General features: G+C 66.4%; 18 protein-coding genes. 2 read left to right on the forward strand and 16 right to left on the reverse strand.

The window, feature by feature from the left end; translation table 11 throughout:
- Positions 1 to 12 precede the first annotated feature (12 nt).
- From ABGI63_RS20765 to ABGI63_RS20805, 9 genes are all read right to left on the reverse strand, one after another.
- The gene (locus ABGI63_RS20765; RefSeq protein WP_349744361.1) at positions 13 to 651 is read right to left on the reverse strand and encodes a phosphoribosylanthranilate isomerase; all 639 of its coding nucleotides are present in this window, start codon (positions 649 to 651) and stop codon (positions 13 to 15) included.
- 14 nt (positions 652 to 665) lie between these two features.
- On the reverse strand, positions 666 to 1,454 hold the full coding sequence (gene truA, locus ABGI63_RS20770) for a tRNA pseudouridine(38-40) synthase TruA (protein ID WP_262972945.1): 789 nt from the start codon (positions 1,452 to 1,454) through the stop codon (positions 666 to 668).
- Positions 1,455 to 1,517: 63 nt separating this feature from the next.
- Positions 1,518 to 4,169, reverse strand: a complete 2,652-nt coding sequence (locus tag ABGI63_RS20775) for a FimV/HubP family polar landmark protein (protein WP_349744362.1) — start codon at positions 4,167 to 4,169, stop codon at positions 1,518 to 1,520.
- Positions 4,170 to 4,419: 250 nt separating this feature from the next.
- Positions 4,420 to 5,550, reverse strand: coding sequence for an aspartate-semialdehyde dehydrogenase (asd, locus tag ABGI63_RS20780; RefSeq protein ID WP_349744364.1), 1,131 nt, complete (start codon positions 5,548 to 5,550; stop codon positions 4,420 to 4,422).
- An 86-nt stretch (positions 5,551 to 5,636) separates the two neighbouring features.
- The gene (gene leuB / locus ABGI63_RS20785; protein WP_349744365.1) at positions 5,637 to 6,728 is read right to left on the reverse strand and encodes a 3-isopropylmalate dehydrogenase; all 1,092 of its coding nucleotides are present in this window, start codon (positions 6,726 to 6,728) and stop codon (positions 5,637 to 5,639) included.
- A 2-nt stretch (positions 6,729 to 6,730) separates the two neighbouring features.
- Positions 6,731 to 7,381, reverse strand: a complete 651-nt coding sequence (leuD, locus tag ABGI63_RS20790) for a 3-isopropylmalate dehydratase small subunit (RefSeq protein ID WP_349744366.1) — start codon at positions 7,379 to 7,381, stop codon at positions 6,731 to 6,733.
- Positions 7,381 to 8,811, reverse strand: coding sequence for a 3-isopropylmalate dehydratase large subunit (gene leuC / locus ABGI63_RS20795; protein ID WP_349744367.1), 1,431 nt, complete (start codon positions 8,809 to 8,811; stop codon positions 7,381 to 7,383). Before leuC ends, leuD begins: the two co-directional genes overlap by 1 nt.
- Positions 8,808 to 9,719, reverse strand: coding sequence for a LysR family transcriptional regulator (locus tag ABGI63_RS20800; RefSeq protein WP_349744368.1), 912 nt, complete (start codon positions 9,717 to 9,719; stop codon positions 8,808 to 8,810). Before ABGI63_RS20800 ends, leuC begins: the two co-directional genes overlap by 4 nt.
- A gap of 17 nt (positions 9,720 to 9,736) precedes the next feature.
- The gene (locus ABGI63_RS20805) at positions 9,737 to 10,747 is read right to left on the reverse strand and encodes a Bug family tripartite tricarboxylate transporter substrate binding protein (RefSeq protein WP_349744369.1); all 1,011 of its coding nucleotides are present in this window, start codon (positions 10,745 to 10,747) and stop codon (positions 9,737 to 9,739) included.
- Between the two features lie 378 nt (positions 10,748 to 11,125).
- Here ABGI63_RS20805 and ABGI63_RS20810 point away from each other — a divergent pair, with 378 nt between their 5' ends.
- The gene (locus ABGI63_RS20810) at positions 11,126 to 13,429 is read left to right on the forward strand and encodes a TIGR03790 family protein (RefSeq protein ID WP_349744370.1); all 2,304 of its coding nucleotides are present in this window, start codon (positions 11,126 to 11,128) and stop codon (positions 13,427 to 13,429) included.
- 20 nt (positions 13,430 to 13,449) lie between these two features.
- Here the strand turns inward: ABGI63_RS20810 and ABGI63_RS20815 are convergent, their stop codons facing one another.
- Genes ABGI63_RS20815 through scpA form a run of 6 tightly spaced genes read right to left on the reverse strand, consistent with a single transcriptional unit; the run spans position 13,450 to position 21,127 of the window.
- A complete protein-coding gene (locus ABGI63_RS20815; protein WP_349744372.1) occupies positions 13,450 to 13,914 on the reverse strand; it encodes a VOC family protein in 465 nt (154 codons plus the stop codon).
- Positions 13,914 to 15,959: an acetyl-CoA carboxylase biotin carboxylase subunit gene (gene accC, locus ABGI63_RS20820; RefSeq protein WP_349744373.1), complete on the reverse strand. Its 2,046-nt coding sequence runs from the start codon at positions 15,957 to 15,959 to the stop codon at positions 13,914 to 13,916. Before accC ends, ABGI63_RS20815 begins: the two co-directional genes overlap by 1 nt.
- 21 nt (positions 15,960 to 15,980) lie before the next feature.
- Positions 15,981 to 17,513 carry an acyl-CoA carboxylase subunit beta gene (locus ABGI63_RS20825; protein WP_349744375.1) on the reverse strand — a complete coding sequence of 511 codons (1,533 nt, stop codon included), beginning with the start codon at positions 17,511 to 17,513 and terminating at the stop codon, positions 15,981 to 15,983.
- A complete protein-coding gene (meaB, locus tag ABGI63_RS20830; RefSeq protein ID WP_349744377.1) occupies positions 17,506 to 18,519 on the reverse strand; it encodes a methylmalonyl Co-A mutase-associated GTPase MeaB in 1,014 nt (337 codons plus the stop codon). Before meaB ends, ABGI63_RS20825 begins: the two co-directional genes overlap by 8 nt.
- Positions 18,516 to 18,959, reverse strand: coding sequence for a GNAT family N-acetyltransferase (locus ABGI63_RS20835; RefSeq protein ID WP_349744378.1), 444 nt, complete (start codon positions 18,957 to 18,959; stop codon positions 18,516 to 18,518). The genes meaB and ABGI63_RS20835 overlap by 4 nt, the downstream gene beginning before the upstream one ends.
- Positions 18,959 to 21,127: a methylmalonyl-CoA mutase gene (gene scpA / locus ABGI63_RS20840; RefSeq protein WP_349744379.1), complete on the reverse strand. Its 2,169-nt coding sequence runs from the start codon at positions 21,125 to 21,127 to the stop codon at positions 18,959 to 18,961. Before scpA ends, ABGI63_RS20835 begins: the two co-directional genes overlap by 1 nt.
- Before the next feature lie 83 nt (positions 21,128 to 21,210).
- Between scpA and ABGI63_RS20845 the strand changes: the two genes are divergently transcribed.
- Entirely contained in the window at positions 21,211 to 21,858 is a 648-nt protein-coding gene (locus ABGI63_RS20845; protein WP_349744381.1) for a GntR family transcriptional regulator, read from the forward strand.
- Positions 21,859 to 21,863: 5 nt separating this feature from the next.
- Here the strand turns inward: ABGI63_RS20845 and ABGI63_RS20850 are convergent, their stop codons facing one another.
- Positions 21,864 to 22,616, reverse strand: a complete 753-nt coding sequence (locus ABGI63_RS20850) for a substrate-binding periplasmic protein (RefSeq protein ID WP_349744382.1) — start codon at positions 22,614 to 22,616, stop codon at positions 21,864 to 21,866.
- Positions 22,617 to 22,626 lie beyond the last annotated feature (10 nt).

Here is a 22,626-nt window from a genome sequence, read left to right on the forward strand (position 1 = left end):
ACGGTTTTCTCTTCAGGTTTGCTGCAGTTGTCTGTCCGCCTCACGGACGGCGGCACAGAACTGCTGGATCAGGGCGGCGTCCTTCAGGCCCTTGGCCTGCTCGACGCCGGAACTCACGTCAACGGCCCAGGGCCGTACCTGAAGAACGCCTGTCAGCACATTTCCGGCATGCAACCCACCAGACAAAACGACTGGAGAGGGCACGTTTCTTGGAATGAGTGACCAATCGAAAACCTTTCCACCGCCGCCATAGCCGTCGACATGGGCGTCGAGCAGAATGGCCTGGGCACCTGAATACTGATGGGCGAAGTCTAGCAAATCAAAGCCGGGGTTGATGCGCGCGGCCCGCAGCCAGGGCCGCCCTGCCCGCTCGCAGTCCTGCGGGCTCTCGTCGCCATGGAATTGCAAGAGCATATTCGGCAGCGCGGCCAGGCCGGCCGCCAGCTGCTCGTCGCTGGCGTTGACGAACAGCCCCACCGGTGTCACGAAGGGCGGCAGGCGCCGCGCCAGCTCGGCCGCGCGCGCTGGCGTCACATAGCGCGGGCTCTTCGCGTAGAACACAAAGCCGATGGCATCGGCACCGGCCTCGACGGCGGCGTCGATATCGGCCTCGCGTGTCAGGCCGCAGATCTTGATACGGGTTCGGCTCATGCGCTTCGTTTCACTCAGGGCAGCCAGTCCAGCGCCGCCACATGCTCGGGGAGTTGCAGCTCGGCATCGTAGTACGGTCCGATGAAGTACAGGCCGTCGGGGGCAAAGGTCGGCGCCGCCACCTTGCGGTCGCGCGCTGCCAGCACCCCAGCCAGCCATTCCACCGAGCGCGTGCCGCTGCCGATCGCCAGCAGACAGCCCATGATGTTGCGCACCATATGGTGCAAAAAGGCCGAGGCATCGAACTCGAAGCGCCAGTAGGCGCCGCGCTTGCTGATCTGGATCGCACGAAGGGTCTTGATCGGCGACTTGGCCTGGCAGTCGACCGAGCGGAAAGAACTGAAGTCGTGCTCACCCAGCAGCACCTCGACGGCCGCGCGCATCGCATCGCCGTCCAGCGGGCGGAATACCCAGCCCACCGAGCCGCTCTCGATCGCCGGCCGCACCGCCGACTCCAGCAGCAGATAGGCATAGCGCCGGCCGCGCGCATGGTTGCGGGCATGGAAGTCGGCGCCGGGGAAGGCGCACCACTGGATCGCGATATCGGGGGGCAGATAGCGGTTCGTGCCGCGTATCCACGAGAACGGGTCGCGCTCCACCTGGGCATCGAAATGCACGACCTGGTTGAGTCCGTGCACGCCGGCATCGGTGCGGCCGGCGCAGATTGTGCGGATCGGATGCGCGGCAAACTGGGCCAGGGCTTTTTCCAGCTCATCCTGCACCGTGCCGCCGCCCGGCTGGCTTTGCCAGCCCTTGTAGCCGCGGCCGCGGTAGCTGACGCCCAGCGCCACCCTAGTTGTCATTCCTGCTCCAACAATGAAAAAGGCGCCCGGCCTGGCCGGGCGCCTCGGATTGTGCCTGCGTGTTCAGCGCAGCTCGTTGAGCATGGCCTGCGCCTTGTCGCGCAGCGGGCCGCTGGCCCGGGCCAGCAGTTCCTGCAGCACATCGCGTGCACCTTCGGTATCGCCGATCTGGCGGAACTCGTCGGCCAGCTCGAGCTGGCGCTGCAGCGGGTCACCGCCATCGTCGTCCAGCGCATCGAAGGCCTGGGACAGCGGATCGCTCGGGGCATCGTCTTGCAAGATGCTCTCGAACTCGGCCGGCAGACCGCCATCAATGGCTTCGGCGGAGGCGGTCGGGATCGCCTCTTCCTTGCGGGCCGGCTCGGGCAGGTCCAGATCGATGGACGAGAGATCAAAGTCCAGCGACTGGGGCTCGTCGGGCAGCTCGGACTGCAGGGTGGCGGCCTGGGTGACCTCCGGCGGCATATCCAGATTGCCCAGATCGAAGGCCAGCTCCTGGGGCTCGATCTCGCCGGGCTGCGTCGTCGGCGGGCCGTCGAGATCGAAGTCCATCGCCAGCGGTGCCTGCTCCACCGTGGTGGCCAGGGCTTGCGTGGCATCCATCGCAAACGGCGAGACCGAGGGCGGCGAGCCCAGGTCCAGGTCGAGGTCCAGATCCAGACCGCTGGGTGGGCCGGCGTCGCTGGCGCGGCCCAGCGGCTCGGTGGCCATCAGGGCGGCGCCGCCAAGCATGCTGTGCTGGGCCGTCTGCGGCAGCGTGCTGGCGTTCATCGGCTCGGGATGGCGCTCGTGACTGCCATCGTCGGGCAGCAGCTCGGGCGAGCCGCCCGGCTGGTACAGCGGATTGTCGGCGTCGATCTGGCGGCCCAGCTCCTGGGCCTTGGCCCAGTCCTCGCCCTGCCCTTGGGTCTCGGCATAGAGCTGCACGGCCAGTTGCTCGAAGCCCTTGGTGTCACGGCGCTTGGCATAGACCTCCAGCAGCTTGAGCCGGATCGCCAGCCGCTCGGGATTGGAGCGCAGCGCTTCCTTGAGAATCTCCTCGGCCTGCAGGTCACGGCCATAGGCCAGATAGACATCGGCCTCGGCGACCGGATCGACATCACCGATGGCATCGAGCTGGCTCAGCGAGTAGCTCATCGAGGACGCGGGGCCGTTGGCGTCACGGGTGTCAACGCGCTGGCCACCGGTATTGCCGAAGAAGGAGTCGGGCTGCAGCCGGCTTTCATGGAAGCCGGTGTCGGCCTTGGGCTTGCCACCCTTGCCGCGCAGGCGCATCAGACCCAGCCCGCCCAGCAAGAGCACCAGCACGCCAGCGATCGGCAGCACCAAGGGGCTCTCCATCAGCTCGGCCATCAGACCCGGGCCTTCGGCTTCGGCCGCCGGGGGCGGAACCGGTGTGGGGGCCGGCTTGGCAGCGACGGGGCTTGCGGCCGGCGCAGCCGCAACCACGGGCGCGGGTGCCGATGCGACCGGTGGCGCCGGCAGCGCCAGTGCGGGCGGTGCCGACGCGGCCGTTGTGCCGGTGTTCGCTGCGGGCGCGGCGCTCGCAGCCGGCTTGGCCGCGCTGGAGAGCTTCTTCAACTCCTCCACATTGCGGGTCAGTTCGGCCACACGGGCGGCATCCGCCTTCTTCTCGGTTTCTTTCGATACCTTGGCCTCGGCGGCCGCGCTGGCGGCTGCGGCCTTGCTGAGCGTCAGCTTGTCGGGGCTGGGCGCTGCGGCCGGCTTGCGGTCCTCGACCGCCGCCTGCACCTTGCCCTTGACCTGGCGCTGGCTTTCATCGAGCTTGAGCTCGGGGGCGGCACCGGCCAGGCGCTGCCGGTAGTTGCTGAAATCGGCGCTCTGCGCCTGAATGACTTCGCGCGCCTCGGTCGGAGTGATCGCGCTGAGGCTGTCGCTGCCCGGCACTTGCAGGACCACACCCGACTTCAGCCGGTTCATGTTCTCGCCGATGAAGGCATCCGGATTGCTGCGGAACAGGCCAACCAGCATCTGGTCCAGCGAGATTTCCCGGGGCTTGGTGCGGCCGGCGATGCGCGACAGCGAATCGCCCGCCTTGACCTTGTATTCGGATGCGGCGCTGGGGCTCGGTGCAGGCGCCGGCGCCGGACGTGGCGCGCGCGCCGGCTCGGCCGGGGCCGCCTCGACACGCGGCCGAGGCGCGGGCGCTGCGGCCAAAGGAGCCGAGGCCGGCGGACGCTGGGTCGGCACGGCCCGGGTTTCGGCCGGCGCGGTCGCAAAGGACGGGGCCGTCGTGACGGCCGGCGGTGCGCTCGGGCGGGCCAGGTTTGGCGGATCGAACAGCAGCGTGTATTCGCGCACCAGGCGGCCGCTGGACCAGGTCAGCTCCAGGATCACATCGACAAAGGGCTCCTGGACAGCCCGGTCGCTGTTGATGCGCAGCACCGGTCGGCCATCGCTGCGCCGCTCCAGCTGCACCTGGGTGCCGGTCAGCACGGCGTTGTACTCGACGCCGGTGGCGCGGTAGGAATCGGGAGGGGCGATGCGCACCTTGAGCGTGCCCGCCTCTTCGGCGGTCAGCGAACTGACGTCGATCTCGGCCTTGAGCGTTTCGCCCAGCGAAGACTGCACGGTCAGTTTGCCCAGTCCCAGGCTCCAGGCCGAGCCGCTGCCGGCAACGGCAAATGCCGCCATCGCCATATGGGCCAACGGGGTCAGGGCAAAGCGCCCCAAAGCGCTACGTTTTTGTTTCAAGGCGTCCCCCAAAGCAACAAGGCGGACACCGTCAGGTACCCGCCTGTTTCGACGATCTTTGTTCTCTTCTCAACAGCGCTAGGCGATGCTGTCCTCATGGCTCTTGCGATCCGAAATCACAACAGCATCAAGCATATACGCTGCAACCCTCATGCAAAGGCTGAATACGCCCCAGGACACCTGCCTGATTCACTGCCCGTTACAGGCTTGTCGTTTGCCGGCAACGGGCGGGGCTCGGAAACTGGGGAAATTACCGAGCCAGCAGGATGCGCAGCATGCGGCGCAGCGGCTCGGCCGCGCCCCACAGGAGCTGGTCGCCGATCGTGAAGGCGCCGACATACTCCGGGCCCATGGCCAGCTTGCGGATGCGGCCCACGGGGATGGTCATCGTGCCGGTCACCGCCACCGGGGTCAGGTCTTGAATCGTCGCCTCGCGGGTATTGGGCACGACCTTCACCCACTCGTTGTCAGCGGCGATCATCGCCTCGATGTCGGCCAGCGGCACGTCCTTCTTCAGCTTGAAGCTCAGAGCCTGGCTGTGGCAGCGCATCGCGCCGACGCGCACGCAGAAGCCGTCCACCGGAATCGGCGCCGAGCCGAAGCCCTCGCCGAGGCCGAGAATCTTGTTGGTCTCGGCCATGCCCTTCCACTCTTCCTTGGACTGGCCATTGCCCAGATCCTTGTCGATCCAGGGGATCAGCGAGCCGCCCAGCGGCACGCCGAAATTGGCGGTCTCGGCCGCGCTCAAGGCCCGCTGCGTGGCGATCACCTGACGGTCGATCTCGAGGATGGCGCTCTTCGGGTCATCCAGCAGCGAGCGCACCGAGGCATTCAGCGTACCGTACTGCGTCAGCAGCTCGCGCATATGTTGCGCGCCGCCGCCCGAGGCCGCCTGGTAGGTCTGGGTGCTCATCCATTCGACCAGGCCGGCCTTGTAGAGCGCGCCCACGCCCATCAGCATGCAGGAGACGGTGCAGTTGCCGCCGACCCAGTTCTTGCCGCCCTTGCTAAGCGCGTCCTTGATGACGGGCATGTTCACCGGGTCCAGCACGATGACGGCATCGCCGTTCATGCGCAGCGAGGAGGCGGCGTCGATCCAGTGGCCATTCCAGCCGGCCGCGCGCAGCTTCGGGAAGACCTCGTTGGTGTAGTCGCCGCCCTGGGCCGTGATGATGATCTCGCAGCGCTTGAGCTGCTCGATATCGAAGGCGTTCTGCAGCTTGGTTTCGTTCTTGGCCTGCGCCGGGGCGGCGCCGCCCGCGTTCGAGGTGCTGAAGAACAGCGGTTCGATCAGATCGAAATCACGCTCGGCCACCATGCGGTCCATCAGCACGGAGCCCACCATGCCGCGCCAGCCTACCAGTCCTACCAATGTCGTCATCTTGAATTCCTCTTGATCACAAACCCCAGTCTCTGTGCCCCGGCTCGCTTCGCCGGGGTTTGTGGGGGCGAGACGATCCGAGAGCTTCAGCTCTTGATGGTTTTGGTGGTGGTAATCGCGGCAACGACCGCATCACCCATCTCGCGCGTGCTCACCTTCTGGGTGCCCTCGCTCCAAATGTCCGCAGTGCGCAGACCTTGGGACAACACAGCGCTCACCGCCGCTTCGATACGAGCGGCAGCTTCGGGCTGGTTGAGGGTGAACTTGAGCATCATGGCAGCGGAGAGGATTGTAGCCAGAGGATTGGCGATTCCCTTGCCCGCGATGTCCGGTGCGCTGCCATGGCTGGGTTCGTACAGGCCTTTGTTGTGCTTGTCCAACGAGGCCGAGGGCAGCATGCCGATCGAGCCGGTCAGCATCGCGGCCTCGTCCGACAGGATGTCGCCGAACATATTGCCGGTGACGACCACGTCGAACTTCTTCGGCGCCTTGACCAGCTGCATCGCGGCGTTGTCCACATACATATGGTCCAGCTCGACATCCGGATATTCGGCGCTGACCTCGATCATCACGTCCTTCCAGAACTGGAAGGTTTCCAGCACATTGGCCTTGTCCACCGAGGTGACGCGCTTGCTGCGCTTGCGCGCCGCCTGGAAGGCCACATGGGCGATGCGCTCGATCTCAGGGCGCGAGTAGCGCATCGTGTCGAAGGCCTCCTCAGAACCCGGGAAGTGGCCGTCGACGGCGGTGCGGCGGCCGCGCGGCTGGCCGAAATAGATGTCGCCGGTCAGCTCGCGGATGATCAGGATGTCCAGGCCGGCGACCAGCTCGGGCTTCAGGCTCGATGCATGGGTCAGCTGCTCATAGCAGATCGCCGGGCGGAAGTTGGCGAACAGGCCCAGATGCTTGCGCAGGCCCAGGATGGCCTGCTCGGGGCGCAGCGGGCGGTCCAGCTTGTCGTACTTCCAGTCGCCGACGGCGCCGAACAGGATGGCGTCGGCGTCCTTGGCCAGCTGCAGCGTCGATTCAGGCAGCGGGTGGCCGGCGGCCTCATAGGCGGCGCCACCCACCGGGGCGCTTTCCAGCGTCAGCGGCAAGTCCAGCACCTTCAGGACCTTGACGGCCTCGGCGACGATTTCGGTCCCGATGCCATCACCGGGTAGCACTGCAATTTTCATGGTCATCCGATCAGACGGTTGTTGAGCCAGGGCTTGCTGGCGATACGTTCGGCCTCGAAGGCCTTGATCTTGTCGGCATGGCGCAGGGTCAGACCGATGTCATCGAAACCGTTGAGCAGGCAGAACTTGCGGAAGGGCTGGACCTCGAACGCCAACTCCCCCCCATCGGCCTTGATGACGAGCTGGCGCGCCAGATCGATGGTCAGCTGATAGCCCGGGAAGGCGAACACCTCGTCGAACAGCTGGGCCACCTGGGCCTCAGGCAGCACGATGGGCAGCACGCCGTTCTTGAAGCAGTTGTTGAAGAAGATGTCGGCAAAGCTCGGCGCGATCAGCGCGCGAAAGCCGTACTGCTCCAGCGCCCAGGGCGCGTGCTCGCGGCTGGAGCCGCAGCCGAAATTGCTGCGCGCGATCAGCACCGAGGCGCCCTGGTAGCGCAGCTGGTTCAGCACGAAATCGGGGTTGGGCTTGCGGCTGGCCGGATCCTGGCCGGGCTCGCCCGCATCCAGATAGCGCCATTCGTCGAACAGATTCGGGCCGAAGCCGCTGCGCTTGATCGATTTCAGGAACTGCTTGGGGATGATCGCGTCGGTGTCGACATTGTCGCGATCCATCGGGGCGACGAGGCCCTTGTGAACGGTGAACTTTTCCATCACGAAATCCTTCGAACATCAACGAAATGGCCTTGCATCGCGGCCGCTGCGGCCATCGCCGGGCTGACCAGATGGGTGCGGCCGCCGGCGCCCTGGCGTCCTTCGAAATTGCGATTGCTGGTCGAGGCACAGCGCTCGCCCGGCTCCAGCCGGTCGGCATTCATCGCCAGGCACATCGAGCAACCCGGCTCGCGCCACTCGAAGCCGGCCGCCTTGAAGACCTGGTCCAGGCCTTCGCGCTCGGCCTGCTCCTTCACCAGGCCCGAGCCCGGCACCACCATCGCCAGCTTCACATTGGCGGCGATCTTGCCGCCATTGCTTCCGGACATCCGGCGCACGACGGCCGCAGCCTCGCGCATGTCCTCGATGCGGCTGTTGGTGCAGGAGCCGATGAAGACCTTGTCGATCAGGATGTCGTTGATGGCCTTGTTCGGCTCCAGATTCATGTACTGCAACGCCCGCTCGATGGCGCCGCGCTTGACGGCATCCTTTTCCTTGTCCGGATCGGGCACACGGTCCTCGATCGACAAGACCATCTCGGGGCTGGTGCCCCAGGTGACTTGCGGGCGGATCTGGGCGGCGTCGAGCTCGACCACTTTGTCGAAGCTCGCACCCGGGTCCGAGTGCAGGGTGCGCCAGTAGGCCACCGCCTGCTCCCATTCGACACCGCTGGGCGAGAAGGGCCGGCCCTTGCAGTAGTTGATCGTGGTCTCGTCCACGGCAATCAGGCCGGCGCGGGCGCCCGCCTCGATGGCCATATTGCAGACCGTCATCCGCCCTTCCATGCTCAGCGCGCGGATTGCCGAGCCGCCGAATTCGATCGTGTAGCCGGTGCCGCCGGCCGTGCCGATCTTGCCGATGATGGCCAGCACGATGTCCTTGGCGCCGACGCCTTTCGGTGTCTGGCCCTCGACCTTGATCAGCAGGTTCTTGGCCTTCTTGGCCAGCAGGGTCTGGGTGGCCAGCACATGCTCGACCTCGGAGGTGCCGATGCCGTGGGCCAGCGCGCCGAAAGCGCCGTGGGTCGAGGTGTGGCTGTCGCCGCAGACCACGGTCATGCCCGGCAGGGTCGCGCCCTGCTCCGGGCCGATCACATGGACGATGCCCTGGCGCTTGTCGCTCATCTTGAACTGGGTGATGCCGAAGCGGTCGCAGTTCTGGTCCAGGGTGTCGACCTGCAGCTTGGAGATCGGGTCGGCGATGCCCTGGCTGCGGTCGGTGGTCGGCACATTGTGGTCGCTGACCGCCAGATTGGCCGACAGGCGCCAGATCTTGCGCCCGGCCAGATCCAGACCTTCGAAGGCCTGCGGGCTGGTCACCTCATGGACCAGATGGCGGTCGATATAGAGGGTGGCCGTGCCGTCCTCCTCGGTGTGGACGACATGCTCGTCCCAGAGCTTGTCGTAAAGCGTGCGAGCTGCAGTGGTCATGGCTGGCTTTCTACGGGGATGTTGGGGAGGGGACAGAGGGCATCGACAAAGCGTTGCACCACGGTGGGCAGGCGCTCCTGACGCTGCACACCCAGACAATAGTCGCGCGCGGCCCAGGCTTCATCGAGCACGAGATGACTGACCGCGAAGACACGCGAGAAACGTTCGGCCGGCACCGAAGGCAGCACCGCCACGCCCAGGCCGGCCTCGACCAGCTGGGCAATCGCATCGAAGCCGCGCACCTGCAGGCGCGCGTTCAGCGTGCGGCCGCGCGACAGCGCCTGCTCGCGCATCAGCTGCTGGGCGCTGGCGCCGGCATGCAGGCCGATCAGGTCGTAGTCCAGCAGGTCGGAGAAGCTGACCGACCGCTGCCGCGCCAGCCCATGATTCTTGGGCACCAGCACGGCCAGCCGGCTCTGGGCATAGACCCAGGCCTGGACCCGGTTGTCCAGCAGCGGCGGCGTGAACACGCCGATATCGGCGCGGCCCTCGGCCACCGCTGCCTGCACCTCGGCGCTGGTCTGGTCTTCCAGGCTGATGCGGATCTGCGGATGGGCCTGGCTGAAGGCGGCCAGATCGGCCGGCAGGCATTCGGCGATCGCGCCGCTATTGGCGGCGATGCGCAGATGGCCCTTGATGCCGCGCGCGAACTCGACCACCTCGCTCTCCAGCGCATGCAGCGAGGCATGCAGCGAGCGGATATGGCGCACCAGCGCGCGGCAGGCCTCGGTCGGCTCGACACCGCGGGCGCGGCGCTCGAACAGCTGCACGCCCAGCCGCGCCTCCAGGTCGGAAACCCGCTTGCTGGCCGCCGCCAGCGCCAGGTGCTCGCGCGCCGCCCCGGCGGTGATCGAGCGGGTCTGCTCGATCGCCAGCACGAGATTCAGCGTGGTCAGGTCCAGGCGCATGGCGGCGGCGGCTTTTATTACTCGGCGTTGATGCCGGCGGCCTGTACGGCCTTGGCCCACTTCAGCGTTTCCTTGGCCGCGAACAGGCCCAGCTCGGGCGGCGTGCTGGGCGTCAGCTCGAAGCCCGACAGCGCCAGCTTGGCCTGCACGCTCTTGTCGGTCAGCGCCGAGCGCACCCACTGGTTCATCTTCGCGAGCACCGGCTCGGGCGTGCCGGCCGGCGCATACATCGCGAACCAGGCCGTCATCTCGAAGCCGGGCACGACGCTCTTGGTCATCGTCGGCACGCCCGGCAGCATCGGATGCTCCTTGCCCGAGGTGACCGCCAGCGCGCGCAGCTTGCCGGCCTTGACCTGGGGCACGCCCGAGGCCAGATCGCCGAACACCAGCTGTATCGTGCCGCCCATCGTGTCCGTCATCGCCGGCTGCACGCCCTTGTAGGGAATATGGGCCATCACCAGCTTGTTGGCATGCACCAGCGCATGGCCGGGGATCAGGCTGCCGCTGGAGCCCGAGCCCCAGGCCAGCTTGTCCGGATTGGCCTTCACATAGGCGACGAACTTTTCGGCCGTGTCGGCCGGCACCGCCGGGTTGACCAGCATGATGAAGGGGATCTCGGCCAGGCGGCTGACCGGCGTGAAGTCCTTGATCGGGTCATAGGGCAGCTTGCGGTACAGCGAGGCATTGGCCGCGTGCGTGGTGCTGGTGGCGATCAGGAAGTTGTAGCCGTCGGGGGCGGCCTTGGCGGCTGCGCCCGTGCCCAAGGTACCGTTGGCCCCGGGCTTGTTGTCGACGACGACCGCCTGGCCGGCCGCCTTGCCCACATGTTCGGCCAGCACCCGGGCCAGCTGATCGGTGGCGCTGCCGGCTGGGAAGGGCACGATCCAGTTCAGGCCGCGCTGCGGATAGCCGGCCGGCAGCTCGCTCTTGGGTGCGGCCAGCAGCGTCGTGCTCGCCGCCAGCAGGCCCAGGCAGACGGCGAGGTGCCGGCGGGCGGCGGACGGGCTGGAAATCTTCGACACAGGCATGGCAGTCTCCGCGTTGGTATAGGGCATAGACCCGTCGCCGGGCCGGCAGCTCGCACGATAGCCTTCGCAGCTCCGCTTGATCTACTCAAGCTGCCAATTAAGACTTCGCGCCAAGCGAAGTCTCGCAGATTCCTGGCTGCTGCGGCAATGCGCGGATCAGTTTCGTCCCCGCTCCAACTCGCTCATTTGGTGCACTGGTTGCTGACCGCGACGGCGCAGCCGGGCATGGACGGGGTGAGCCTGCAGCAGGCCATGTGTGCGATGGCCAAGCTGAACCGACTAGCTCCTTCGGCCCACCGACGGCGAGCCGGCCACGGGGCGGCACGTCATCTCCCGCCCCTAAGCTGAGGCGCTTCGACCACCACCCGCCGAAGCGTCATGTCCACCTTTCTCGCCTGTGCTGCCCTGCTGCTGACCGCCGTCCTGCCGATTCGGGCTGCGGCCGATTGCAAGGCGCTCGACAACTCGCTGACCGTGCGGATTGGCGCTTATGACTCCGGCGTCGACAACCCTATGGTCGAGGGCAAGTGCACCATCGACGACCTGCTGGATGACGAGCGGACCTGGGGCAGCCAGAGGGAATTTCTGGACCATGCCGGCAAGGTCTTCAACGACCTGCTGAAGGATGGCCTGATCAGCCTGGATGAGCGCGACCGGCTGATGGCCGCGGCCCGCTCATCTGGCATCGGCAGCCAGCTGACGGTCAAGCTGATCGCCTTCAACGATCTCCACGGCGCGATCAAATCCGCTGAAGGTGCGCCCGGCAACCCCGGTGTGGCCCGACTTGCGAACCGCATCCAGGCCTTGAAGGCCACCAATCCCTTGCATGCGGTCGTCTCGGCAGGCGATATGGTCGGCGCCAGCCCGCTGAGCTCGGCCCTGTTCAAGGACGAACCGACCATCGAGGCGATGAACCGCATCGGCATCGACTTTGCCGCCACCGGCGTCCACGAGTTTGACGAGGGCCGCGACGAACTGCTGCGCCTGCAGCAGGGCGGCAATCACCCGAGCAGCGGCTTCTCCGGCCAGGGGCTCGCAGCGGACCGGCGTCAGGACGGCCAGTTTTCCGGCGCCGCCTTCCAGTTCCTGGCCGCCAATGTCATGGACGCCGCCAGCCTTCAAGCCCTGCTGCCGGCGCTAGGCTACAAGGAATTCATGGGCCACAGGATCGCCTTCATCGGCGTCGCGCGCCGCAGCACGCCGGCCCATGTCCCGGCTGCTGGCGTGGCCGGCCTGGAGTTCCGGGACGAGGCCGAGACCATCAACGCCCTGGTGCCCGGCATCCTGGCCCAGGGGGTCAAGAGCATCGTCGTGCTGGTGCATGAGGGCGGGCTGACGGCCGGGGGGACCAGCAATGGCTGCAGCGGCCTGTCCGGTCCCATCGTGGACCTCGTCGGTCGACTGGACCCGGAAATTGATCTGATCGTGTCCGGCGGCAGTCATCTGGCCTACAACTGCAGCGTCAACAACCGGGCCGGCATCCCGGTGCCCCTCACATCGGCCGGTCATCACGCCAGCCATCTGTCGGATATCGAACTGACTCTGGATACCAGTAGCGGCAATGTGGTGGCGGCATCTGCGACCAACTACCCGATCGGACCCGATGAACCGGAAGCCGCCGAGATCCAGGCCGTCGTCGCCCACTATGCAGCGCTGGCCTCGGCCACCCCGGCCGTGGGGCGCATCACGGCCGAAGCGCTGGGCCTGGTGATCAATCTCAACGATCCCTATTCGGTCGCCGTCGGGGAGTACTACGCAAGGCGCAGAGGCATACCCGAGAGCCATATCGTCCGCGTCAGCCTGCCAACCACGGCGTCGATCAGCAGGAGCAGTTTCGAAGCCCTGGCCGCCGAGTTGCGGAACCGCCTGCCCGAGACGGTCCAGGGCTTGGCGCTGGCCTGGGTCAAGCCCTATGCGGTCGAATGCAACTCGATCACCTCGGCCCTGACCATGGGCTTCCAGCCCGAGATCTGCAGCAGCCCCAACGTCTGCACGCCCAGCAAGGCATCGCCTTATTTCCGCTACATCGGCGCGCGGCCGTTCACCGACATGGGCCAACGGCCCAGCATGCTGATCGCGGCACGCAGCATCGACAGCGCCAAGGCGCTGATCGAGCGCGGCATCAGTGCCGACCAGAGCATGCCGGCCGACCACCGGTCATCGGCCAAGGCCTACTTCATCAAGACCTGGGATGGCTTTCGCAGTGTGCGACATGGCGATTTCCCGGCGGCCGGCCCCATCGGTCCCTGGGGCCTGACGGTGCAGCGCGAAAGCCTGAACAGCGGCTACACCCAGGTGCCGATTTCCGAGGTGCTGATCTACCAGACCGGGCTGACCCGCGTCGACGGCTTGAATCAGGTGCAGTGGCGGCCCGGCGCCTTGGCCGACCACCTGACCTCGTTCGGCGGCCGGCTCGATGCAGCACCGGGCAGCGCCCAGATGAGCGTGCTCGACTGGATCGAGTCCGGCGCCACCGCCAGCTACGGCACGGTCACCGAACCCTGCAACTACAACACCAAATTCCCCCACCCTCGCCTGCTGACGAAAAGCTATCTGCAGGGCGCCACGGCGCTGGAGGCCTATTGGAAGAGTGTCGAGTGGCCCGGCCAGGGGGTCTTTGTTGGCGAACCTTTGGCCGCGCCTTTCGCCCCTTTGCTGGAGTTGCCGCCGGGCCGGCCCTGAGCCCGGAACGGCATGGCGAATTAAGCCAGCGCTGCGATCACCTCGGCCGGCGCCTGCACCAGCTCGATCAGCACGCCCTCCCCGCCAATCGGGAACTCGGCGCTGCTCTTCGGGTGGATGAAGCAGATATCAAAGCCGGCCGCGCCCTTGCGGATACCGCCCGGGGCGAAGCGCACACCGTTGGCCGTCATCCACTCGACGGCCTGGGCCAGATCATCGACCCACAGGCCCACATGGTTCAGCGGCGTGGTGTGGACGGCCGGCTTCTTGTCGGGGTCCAGCGGCTGCATCAGATCGACCTCGACCTTGTACGGACCGCTGCCGATCGCGCAGATGTCCTCGTCGACGTTCTCGCGCTCGGAGACGAAGTTGCCGGTGACGGTCAGACCCAGCACATCGACCCAGAGCTTGCGCAAGGCCTGCTTGTCGGGGCCGCCGATGGCGATCTGCTGGATGCCAAGGATCTTGTAGGGTTTCTTGTCCATTACTCGAACCTCAAAATCGGCTGATCGACCGACAGACTTTCACCGGTCTTTGCCAGCACCTCGGCGATCTTCACATCGCGTTCGGCGACGAGGATGTTCTCCATCTTCATCGCCTCGATCACCGCCAGGCGCTCGCCGGCCTGCACGGTCTGCCCCGGCTCGGCGGCGATATGAACCAGCAGACCCGGCATCGGCGAGAGCAGGAATTTGCTGGTGTCGGGCGGAGCCTTGTAAGGCATCAGCGCCTGCAGCTCGGCGGCGCGCGGCGACAGCACGCTGACCTCGATGGCCAGGCCGTTGTGCTGGATGCGGTAGGCCAGCGGATTCTTGGCCGTGCCGCGCTCGGCCTGGGCCGTGAAGGGCCGGCCGTTGACGGTGCCGGCGATGCGGATGTCGTTCAGGCGCGAGGTGCTGACGATGCGGTAGCTGCGGTCGCCGACCCGCACATGGGCCTCGCCAAGATGACCGACGAACTCGTCGATATGCAGCGCATGGCGCTGATGCCGGCCGCCGCCCTCGTTGACCAGGGCCATATAGTCATGCTCGATCTTCACCTCATGGCCGGGCAGCTGGCCGGTGATGCCGGCCTCGCGCTCGCGCGCCTTGCGGCGGATGAAGCCGGCCAGCGCGTCCAGAAAGCCCGGATCCTCATGCACCACATCCTCGGCCTTGAAGCCGCCGCCGTAGTGCTGGGCGATGAAGCCGGTGTTGAAGTTGCCGCTGCCGAAATCGGGGTGGGCCAGCAGGGCGGACTGGAAGGGGATGTTGCTGCTGATGCCGCGGATCACAAAGCCGTTCAGGGCCTCGCGCATCTTCGCGATGGCCTCGGCGCGGTCCTTGCCGTGCACGATCAGCTTGGCAATCATCGAGTCATAGAACATCGGAATCTCGCCGCCCTCGTAGACGCCGGTGTCCACCCGCACGCCGAAGCGTTCGGGCGCCGCCTGCTCCATGCTGGTCTCGGGCGGCTGGTATTTCACCAGGCGGCCGGTCGAAGGCAGGAAGTTGCGGAAAGGATCCTCGGCATTGATGCGGCACTCGATGGCCCAGCCTTCGCGCTTGATCTCGTCCTGCTTGAAGGGCAGCGGCTCGCCGGCGGCCACGCGAATCATCTGCTCGACCAGATCGACACCGGTGATGCACTCGGTCACCGGATGCTCGACCTGCAGCCGGGTGTTCATCTCCAGAAAATAGAAGCTCTGGTCCTTGCCGACGACGAACTCCACCGTGCCGGCGCTCTGGTACCTGACGGCCTTGGCCAGCGCCACGGCCTGCTCGCCCATGGCCTTGCGCGTGGCCTCGGAAATAAAGGGCGACGGCGCCTCCTCGATCACCTTCTGGTGGCGGCGCTGGATCGAGCATTCGCGCTCATGCAGATAGACGACGTTGCCCTGGCTGTCGCCCAGCACCTGGATCTCGATATGACGCGGCTCCTCGACGAACTTCTCCATGAAGACACGGTCGTCGCCGAAGCTGTTGCGGGCCTCGTTGCGGCAGCTGGTGAAGCCCTCGAAGCAGTCCTTGTCGTTGAAGGCCACGCGCAGGCCCTTGCCGCCGCCACCGGCGCTGGCCTTGATCATCACCGGGTAGCCGATACCCTTGGCGATCTCGACGGCCGACTCGGCCGACAGGATGGGCTCGTTGTGGCCGGGGATGGTGTTGACATTCGCCTCCTTGGCCAGCTTCTTCGAGGCGATCTTGTCGCCCATCGCAGCGATCGAATAGTGCTTGGGGCCGATAAAGGTGATGCCCTCTTCCTCGACACGACGCGCGAAGTCCTCGTTCTCGCTCAGAAAACCGTAGCCGGGATGGATGGCCTGGGCGCCAGTAGCCTTGGCCGCTGCGATGATCTTGTCGGCCACCAGATAGGACTCGCGCGAGGGCGCGGGGCCGAGCAGCACCGCTTCATCGGCCAGCTCGACGTGGCGGGCGTCCTTGTCGGCCTCGGAGTAGACGGCTACCGTCTTGATGCCCAGCTTTTGCGCGGTCTTGATGACGCGGCAGGCGATCTCGCCACGATTTGCAATCAGGATCTTGGTAAACATTGTTCTTCTCCTAGGGCCTGATCACAGCGGGATATTGCCGTGCTTGCGCCACGGGTTCTCGAGCTTCTTGTCCTTGAGCATGGTCAGCGAGCGGCAGATGCGCTTGCGCGTCTCGTGCGGCTGTATCACGTCGTCGATGAAGCCGCGCGCGCCGGCCACGAAGGGGTTGGCGAAGCGGGCCTTGTACTCGGCCTCCTTGGCCGCCAGCTTCTCGGGGTCGCCCTTGTCCTCGCGGAAGATGATCTCGACCGCGCCCTTGGCACCCATCACCGCGATCTCGGCATTGGGCCAGGCAAAGTTGACGTCGCCGCGCAGATGCTTGGAGCTCATCACATCGTAGGCGCCGCCATAGGCTTTGCGGGTGATCACGGTGACCTTGGGCACCGTGCACTCGGCATAGGCATACAGCAGCTTGGCGCCGTGCTTGATGATGCCGCCGTACTCTTGAGAAGTTCCGGGCATGAAACCGGGCACATCGACAAAGGTAATCACCGGAATGTTGAAGGCGTCGCAGAAACGCACAAAGCGTGCCGCCTTGATGCTGCTCTTGATGTCCAGGCAGCCGGCCAGCACCAGTGGCTGGTTGGCCACGATGCCGACGGTCTGCCCCTCCATCCGCGCAAAGCCGGTCAGGATGTTCTTCGCATAGTCGGCCTGCAACTCGAAGAAGTCGCCATCGTCGACGACCTTCAGGATCAGCTCCTTCATGTCGTAAGGCTTGTTGGCGTTGTCCGGCACCAGGGTGTCGAGCGAATGGTCCAGGCGCTGGCCGGGATCGCCGCTGGGTCGCGTCGGCGCCTTCTCGCGGTTGTTCAGCGGCAGGTAGTTGAAGAAACGCCGCAACATCAGGATGGCCTCGACATCGTTGTCGAAGCTCAGATCGGCCACACCGCTCTTGCTGGTATGGGTGCCGGCGCCGCCCAGTTCCTCGGCCGTCACTTCCTCGTGCGTCACGGTCTTCACCACCTCGGGGCCGGTGACGAACATATAGGACGAGTCCTTCACCATGAAGATGAAGTCCGTCATCGCCGGCGAGTAGACCGCGCCGCCCGCGCAAGGACCCATGATCATGCTGATCTGCGGGATCACGCCCGAGGCCATCACATTGCGCTGAAACACATCGGCATAGCCGCCGAGGGACGCCACACCCTCCTGGATGCGCGCACCGCCCGAGTCGTTCAGGCCTATCACCGGGGCGCCGACCTTCATCGCCTGGTCCATCACCTTGCAGATCTTCTCGGCATGGGCCTCGGACAGCGCGCCGCCGAAGACAGTGAAGTCCTGGCTGAAGCTGAAGGCCAGCCGGCCGTTGATCATGCCGTAGCCGGTGACGACGCCGTCGCCGGGGATCTTGTTGTCCTGCATGCCGAAGTCGACGCAGCGGTGCTCGACAAACATATCCCATTCCTCGAACGTGCCATCGTCGAACAGCAGCTCCAGGCGCTCGCGGGCGGTCAGCTTGCCTTTCGCATGCTGGGCGGCGATGCGCTTCTCGCCGCCGCCCTTGCGCGCTTGCTCGCGCTTTTCTTCGAGCATTTGTTGGATGTCATGCATGGTGATCGTCTCCGGAAAACTTGGCTAACAGAATTCTCGCGGCCGTCGAGGCGGCCAGTTGGCCATTCAAGACTTGGGCGGTGGTGTCGGCCAGCGCCGCGCGCACGGCGCTGGCCTGGGCGAACTGCTGGCGCAGCCCCGCCTGGATGCGCTCCCACATCCAGGCCAGCGCCTGCTGGCGGCGCTTCTCGGCCAACAGGCCATTGGCGCCCTGCAGCTCGAGGTACTCGCTGACCGCCGCCCAGAAGCGGTCCAGCCCCTCGCTCTTCAGCGCGCTGAGTTGCAGCACCTGCGGGTGCCAGGTCTTGACATCGTGATGGGCATGGTCCGGATGGCCGTGCATGCCATACAGGCGCAGGCTGGAGACGATCTGCGCCCGCGCGCGGGTCGCCGCCGCATCGTCCAGATCGGCCTTGTTGATCACGACCAGATCGGCCAGCTCCATCACGCCCTTCTTGATCGCCTGCAGATCGTCGCCGGCATTGGGCAGCTGCAAGAGGCAGTACATATCGGTCATGCCCGCCACCGCCGTCTCGCTCTGGCCGACGCCGACGGTTTCGACGATGACGATGTCGTAACCGGCCGCCTCGCAGACCAGCATGGCCTCGCGGGTCTTCTCGGCCACGCCGCCCAGCGTGCCGCTGCTGGGGCTGGGGCGGATGTAGGCGCGCTCGTCCATCGACAGCCGCTCCATCCGGGTCTTGTCGCCGAGGATGGAGCCGCCGGACACGCTGCTCGATGGGTCGACCGTCAGCACCGCGACACGATGGCCCTGCTCGATCAGCATCAGGCCCAGCGCCTCGATGAAGGTGCTTTTGCCCACGCCGGGCACGCCGGAAATGCCCAGGCGGAAGGAGCTGCCGGTGTGCGGCAGCAGCTCGGTCAGCAAGGCGTCGGCCTGCGCCCGGTGGTCGCTGCGCGTCGATTCCAGCAGCGTGATGGCCTTGGCGATGGCCCGGCGCTGCGCGGGGCCGGGGCCGGCCAGCAGAGGGGGGGCCCAGCTCATGGCCGGACCTTCCAGCGGTATTCGATTTCCAACTCGTTCTCGCCGACCGGCTCGAAGCCATGGCGCCGGTAGAAGCGGTTGGCATCGCTGAGCTTCAAGGCGCTGAGGGTCACGTCTTGCCCATGCGCTCGTGCCACACTTTTGACCCAGTCCAGCACCCAGCCCCCCGCGCCGCAGCCCTGCGCGCCGGGGCGGATGAACAGTTGCTCGAGATGCAGATGATCGCCGGCCGGCCTCAGCAGCACGAAGCCGATACGTTCACCATCGCGCAGGATGGACCGGGTCCGCTGGGCGTCGAACTGGCTGGTGAAGCGATCGCGACTGCGCTGGACATCACCCAGACCGAGCCGAGCCAGGCTCTCGCGCATCGCGTCCATGCGCAACGCAAACAAGGCCTCGAAGTCCTCGGCCGCGATCGATGCCAACGACAGGCTGGCCATCAGGCGGCCACCGCCTGACGGATCTGCTCCAGCACATCCTTGGCACTGGCCGGGATCGGCGTGCCGGGGCCGTAGATGCCCTTGACGCCTGCTTCGTACAGCATGTCGTAGTCCTGCGCCGGGATCACCCCGCCGACGAAGACGATGATGTCGTCGGCGCCCTGGGCCTTCAGCGCCTGCAGGATGGCCGGCACCAGGGTCTTGTGGCCGGCGGCCAGCGTGCTGACGCCCACCGCATGGACATCGTTCTCGATCGCCTGGCGTGCGCACTCCTCCGGGGTCTGGAACAGCGGCCCCATGTCCACGTCGAAGCCCAGGTCGGCATAGGCGGTGGCCACCACCTTGGCGCCGCGGTCATGGCCGTCCTGGCCCAGCTTGGCGATCATCACGCGCGGGCGGCGGCCCTGCGCCTCGGCAAAGGCCTGGATCTCCTCCTGCAGCTTGGCCCAGCCCTCGGCGGAGTCGTAGGCAGCGGCGTAGACGCCGCTGACCTTCTGCGTGTCGGCGCGGTGGCGGCCGAACACCGCCTCCAGCGCGTCGGAGATCTCGCCGACGGTGGCGCGCAGCCGGCAGGCCTTGATCGCCAGGTCCAGCAGATTGCCCTGGCCCGAGCGGGCGGCCTCGGTCAGCGCCGCCAGTGCGGCCTGCACGCTGGCCGCGTCGCGCGTGGCCTTGATGGCCTTCAGCCGCTCGATCTGGCCGTCGCGCACCTTGACGTTGTCCACATCCAGGATCTCGATCGGGTCCTGCTTCGCGAGCTTGTATTTGTTGACGCCGACGATCACATCGCGACCCGAGTCGATGGCCGCCTGCTTCTCGGCCGCGCTGGCCTCGATCTTCAGCTTGGCCCAGCCGCTGTCCACCGCCTTGACCATGCCGCCCATGGCCTCGACCTCCTCGATGATGGACCAGGCCTTGTCGGCCATGTCCTGGGTCAGCTTCTCCATCATGTAGCTGCCGGCCCAGGGGTCGATCACGCTGGTGATGTGGGTCTCTTCCTGGATGATCAGCTGGGTGTTGCGGGCGATGCGGGCGCTGAACTCGGTCGGCAGCGCGATCGCCTCGTCCAGCGAATTGGTGTGCAGCGATTGCGTGCCGCCGAACACCGCCGCCATCGCCTCGATGGTGGTGCGCACGACGTTGTTGTACGGGTCCTGCTCGGTCAGGCTCCAGCCCGAGGTCTGGCAGTGGGTGCGCAGCATCAGGCTTTTCGGACTCTTGGCCTCGAAGCCCTTCATGATGCGGCACCACAGCAGGCGCGCGGCCCGCATCTTGGCGATCTCCAGATAGAAGTTCATGCCCACGGCCCAGAAGAAGGACAGGCGCGGCGCGAAGTCGTCGACATCCATGCCCTTGGCCATCGCGGTCTTCACATATTCCTTGCCGTCGGCCAAGGTGAAGGCCAGCTCCAGCGCCTGGTTGGCCCCGGCCTCCTGCATGTGATAGCCGCTGATGCTGATCGAGTTGAACTTGGGCATGTGCTGCGCCGTGTACTCGATGATGTCGCCGATGATCTTCATCGACGGCTCGGGCGGGTAGATATAGGTGTTGCGGACCATGAACTCCTTGAGGATGTCGTTCTGGATGGTGCCGCTCAGCTTGTCCTGCGAGACGCCCTGCTCCTCGGCCGCCACCACATAGCCGGCCAGCACCGGCAGCACCGCGCCGTTCATCGTCATCGACACCGAGACCTTGTCCAGCGGGATGCCGTCGAACAGGATCTTCATGTCCTCGACCGAATCGATCGCGACGCCGGCCTTGCCGACATCGCCGGTCACGCGCGGATGGTCGCTGTCATAGCCGCGGTGCGTGGCCAGATCGAAGGCCACCGACACGCCCTGCCCGCCGGCGGCCAGGGCCTTGCGGTAGAAGGCGTTCGATTCCTCGGCGGTCGAGAACCCGGCGTACTGGCGGATGGTCCAGGGCCGCACCGCATACATGGTGGCCTGCGGGCCGCGCAGAAAGGGCTCGAAACCGGGCAAGGTGTCGGCATAGGGCAGCTCGGCCGTGTCCGCCGCCGTGTACAGCGGCTTGACGGTCAGCCCCTCGGGGGTGATCCAGTTCAGCGCCTCGACATGGCCGCCCGGCGCCGACTTGGCGGCGGCCTTGTGCCATTGCGCCAGGCTGGCGGCGGCGAACTCGGACGGGGTGGGACGGGATTCAGACATTGACGGCTCCTGCGAACGCGGCATCATAGCGCTCTCGTTATTCATAATTATAAATTCGGAACTGACTAGAATCTGATGCCACGATGACTACCACCACCCTGCTCGCCCCCCGCGCCCTCTACCAGGAGGTGGCCGAGCGCCTGCGCCTGCAGATCTTTGGCCGCGAGCTGGAGCCCGGCGCCTGGATCGACGAACTGAAGCTCTGCAGCGAGATGGGCATCAGCCGCACGCCGCTGCGCGAAGCGCTGAAGGTGCTGGCGGCCGAGGGTCTGGTGACGATGAAGGTGCGGCGCGGCGCCTATGTGACCGAGATGAGCGAGCGCGATGTACGCGAGGCCTATCAGCTGCTGGCCTTGCTGGAGAGCGATGCGGCGGCGCGGGTGGCCGAGAGCGCGGCGCCGGCCGAGCTCGACGAGCTGCAGGCACTGCACGAGCTGCTGGAGCGCCAGGTCGGCCAGCGCGATGCCTTCTTCGCCGCCAACGAGCGCTTTCATCTGCGCCTGCTGGAGATCGAGGGCAATCGCTGGCGCCAGCAGATCGTCACCGATCTGCGCCGCGTGATGAAGCTCAACCGGCATCACTCGCTGTTCAAGCAGGGTCGCCTGAACGAGTCGCTGGACGAGCACCGGGCGCTGGTGGCCGCCATCGTCCGGCGCGACGCGGCAGCGGCGGCCCAGCTGATGCGCCGGCATTTCGAGAACGGACTCAGCGCGGCACGGCCGCAGGCCTGAGCCGATCAGCCGGGCGGGCTGTCATCGGGCAGCCAGCGCTTGTAGATGGTCTGGAAGCTGCCGTCGCGCTTCATCCGGTCGAGCTGCCGCTGCCAGGCCTTGATCACCGCATCGGGCGTCCCGCGCGAAAAGGCGATATAGCCCTCGGCGCTGGCATAGCTGTAGACGATCTCCAGCGCATCCTCGGCCAACCCGGCCTGGGCCAGGGTCTCGGGCATCGAGATGCGCTCGGTCGCAAACAGCGGCGCACGGCGGGCCAGCAGCATGCGTATGCCCTGGGTCGGATCGCTGACCCTGACCAGATTCCTGAAGCCCTGGGCGCTCAGATGCTCGCTGACATACCAGTCGCGCACGACCAGCACGCCCTCGGCCTTCTTCGCATCATCGAGGCTGCGCAAGCGCACGCCGCCGCCGGCCGGCGCATAGAGGGCGCTGTAGAACAGGACGATGGGGCCGACCCATTTGAACTGGCGCTCGCGCTCGGGCGTGCGCGCCATCGCGAACAGCGCGGCCGGCGCCGGCCCCTGCAGATCGCGGAAGGCACGCGCCCAGGGCATGAATTCGATGGCCTGCTGCTGGCCCAGGCGGCGCTGGATCTCGCGCACCATGTCCACCGCCAGCCCCCGGGCCTCGCCGTCCTGGCTGAAGTTGATCGGCGGGAACTCCTCGCTCATCAGCCGCAGCGCCGGCGCCTGGGCATGGGCAGCGCCCAGCAGCAGCGCCATGATCAAACCCACACATCGGCTGAGATACGCCATGGCACTGACT

It is taken from the genome of Roseateles cavernae, from assembly GCF_040187885.1.
GTDB classification, from domain to species: Bacteria; Pseudomonadota; Gammaproteobacteria; order Burkholderiales; family Burkholderiaceae_C; genus Roseateles_E; species Roseateles_E cavernae.

What these genes read in the sequence shown, in the direction of transcription:
- ABGI63_RS20765 (WP_349744361.1), bottom strand. Translation starts at nt 651, where the DNA reads ATGAGCCGAACCCGTATCAAGATCTGCGGCCTGACACGCGAGGCCGAT.
- truA (WP_262972945.1), bottom strand. Translation starts at nt 1,454, where the DNA reads ATGACAACTAGGGTGGCGCTGGGCGTCAGCTACCGCGGCCGCGGCTAC.
- asd (WP_349744364.1), bottom strand. Translation starts at nt 5,550, where the DNA reads ATGACGACATTGGTAGGACTGGTAGGCTGGCGCGGCATGGTGGGCTCC.
- leuB (WP_349744365.1), bottom strand. Translation starts at nt 6,728, where the DNA reads ATGAAAATTGCAGTGCTACCCGGTGATGGCATCGGGACCGAAATCGTC.
- leuD (WP_349744366.1), bottom strand. Translation starts at nt 7,381, where the DNA reads ATGGAAAAGTTCACCGTTCACAAGGGCCTCGTCGCCCCGATGGATCGC.
- leuC (WP_349744367.1), bottom strand. Translation starts at nt 8,811, where the DNA reads ATGACCACTGCAGCTCGCACGCTTTACGACAAGCTCTGGGACGAGCAT.
- ABGI63_RS20800 (WP_349744368.1), bottom strand. Translation starts at nt 9,719, where the DNA reads ATGCGCCTGGACCTGACCACGCTGAATCTCGTGCTGGCGATCGAGCAG.
- ABGI63_RS20805 (WP_349744369.1), bottom strand. Translation starts at nt 10,747, where the DNA reads ATGCCTGTGTCGAAGATTTCCAGCCCGTCCGCCGCCCGCCGGCACCTC.
- ABGI63_RS20810 (WP_349744370.1), top strand. Translation starts at nt 11,126, where the DNA reads ATGTCCACCTTTCTCGCCTGTGCTGCCCTGCTGCTGACCGCCGTCCTG.
- ABGI63_RS20815 (WP_349744372.1), bottom strand. Translation starts at nt 13,914, where the DNA reads ATGGACAAGAAACCCTACAAGATCCTTGGCATCCAGCAGATCGCCATC.
- accC (WP_349744373.1), bottom strand. Translation starts at nt 15,959, where the DNA reads ATGTTTACCAAGATCCTGATTGCAAATCGTGGCGAGATCGCCTGCCGC.
- ABGI63_RS20825 (WP_349744375.1), bottom strand. Translation starts at nt 17,513, where the DNA reads ATGCATGACATCCAACAAATGCTCGAAGAAAAGCGCGAGCAAGCGCGC.
- meaB (WP_349744377.1), bottom strand. Translation starts at nt 18,519, where the DNA reads ATGAGCTGGGCCCCCCCTCTGCTGGCCGGCCCCGGCCCCGCGCAGCGC.
- ABGI63_RS20835 (WP_349744378.1), bottom strand. Translation starts at nt 18,959, where the DNA reads ATGGCCAGCCTGTCGTTGGCATCGATCGCGGCCGAGGACTTCGAGGCC.
- scpA (WP_349744379.1), bottom strand. Translation starts at nt 21,127, where the DNA reads ATGTCTGAATCCCGTCCCACCCCGTCCGAGTTCGCCGCCGCCAGCCTG.
- ABGI63_RS20845 (WP_349744381.1), top strand. Translation starts at nt 21,211, where the DNA reads ATGACTACCACCACCCTGCTCGCCCCCCGCGCCCTCTACCAGGAGGTG.
- ABGI63_RS20850 (WP_349744382.1), bottom strand. Translation starts at nt 22,616, where the DNA reads ATGGCGTATCTCAGCCGATGTGTGGGTTTGATCATGGCGCTGCTGCTG.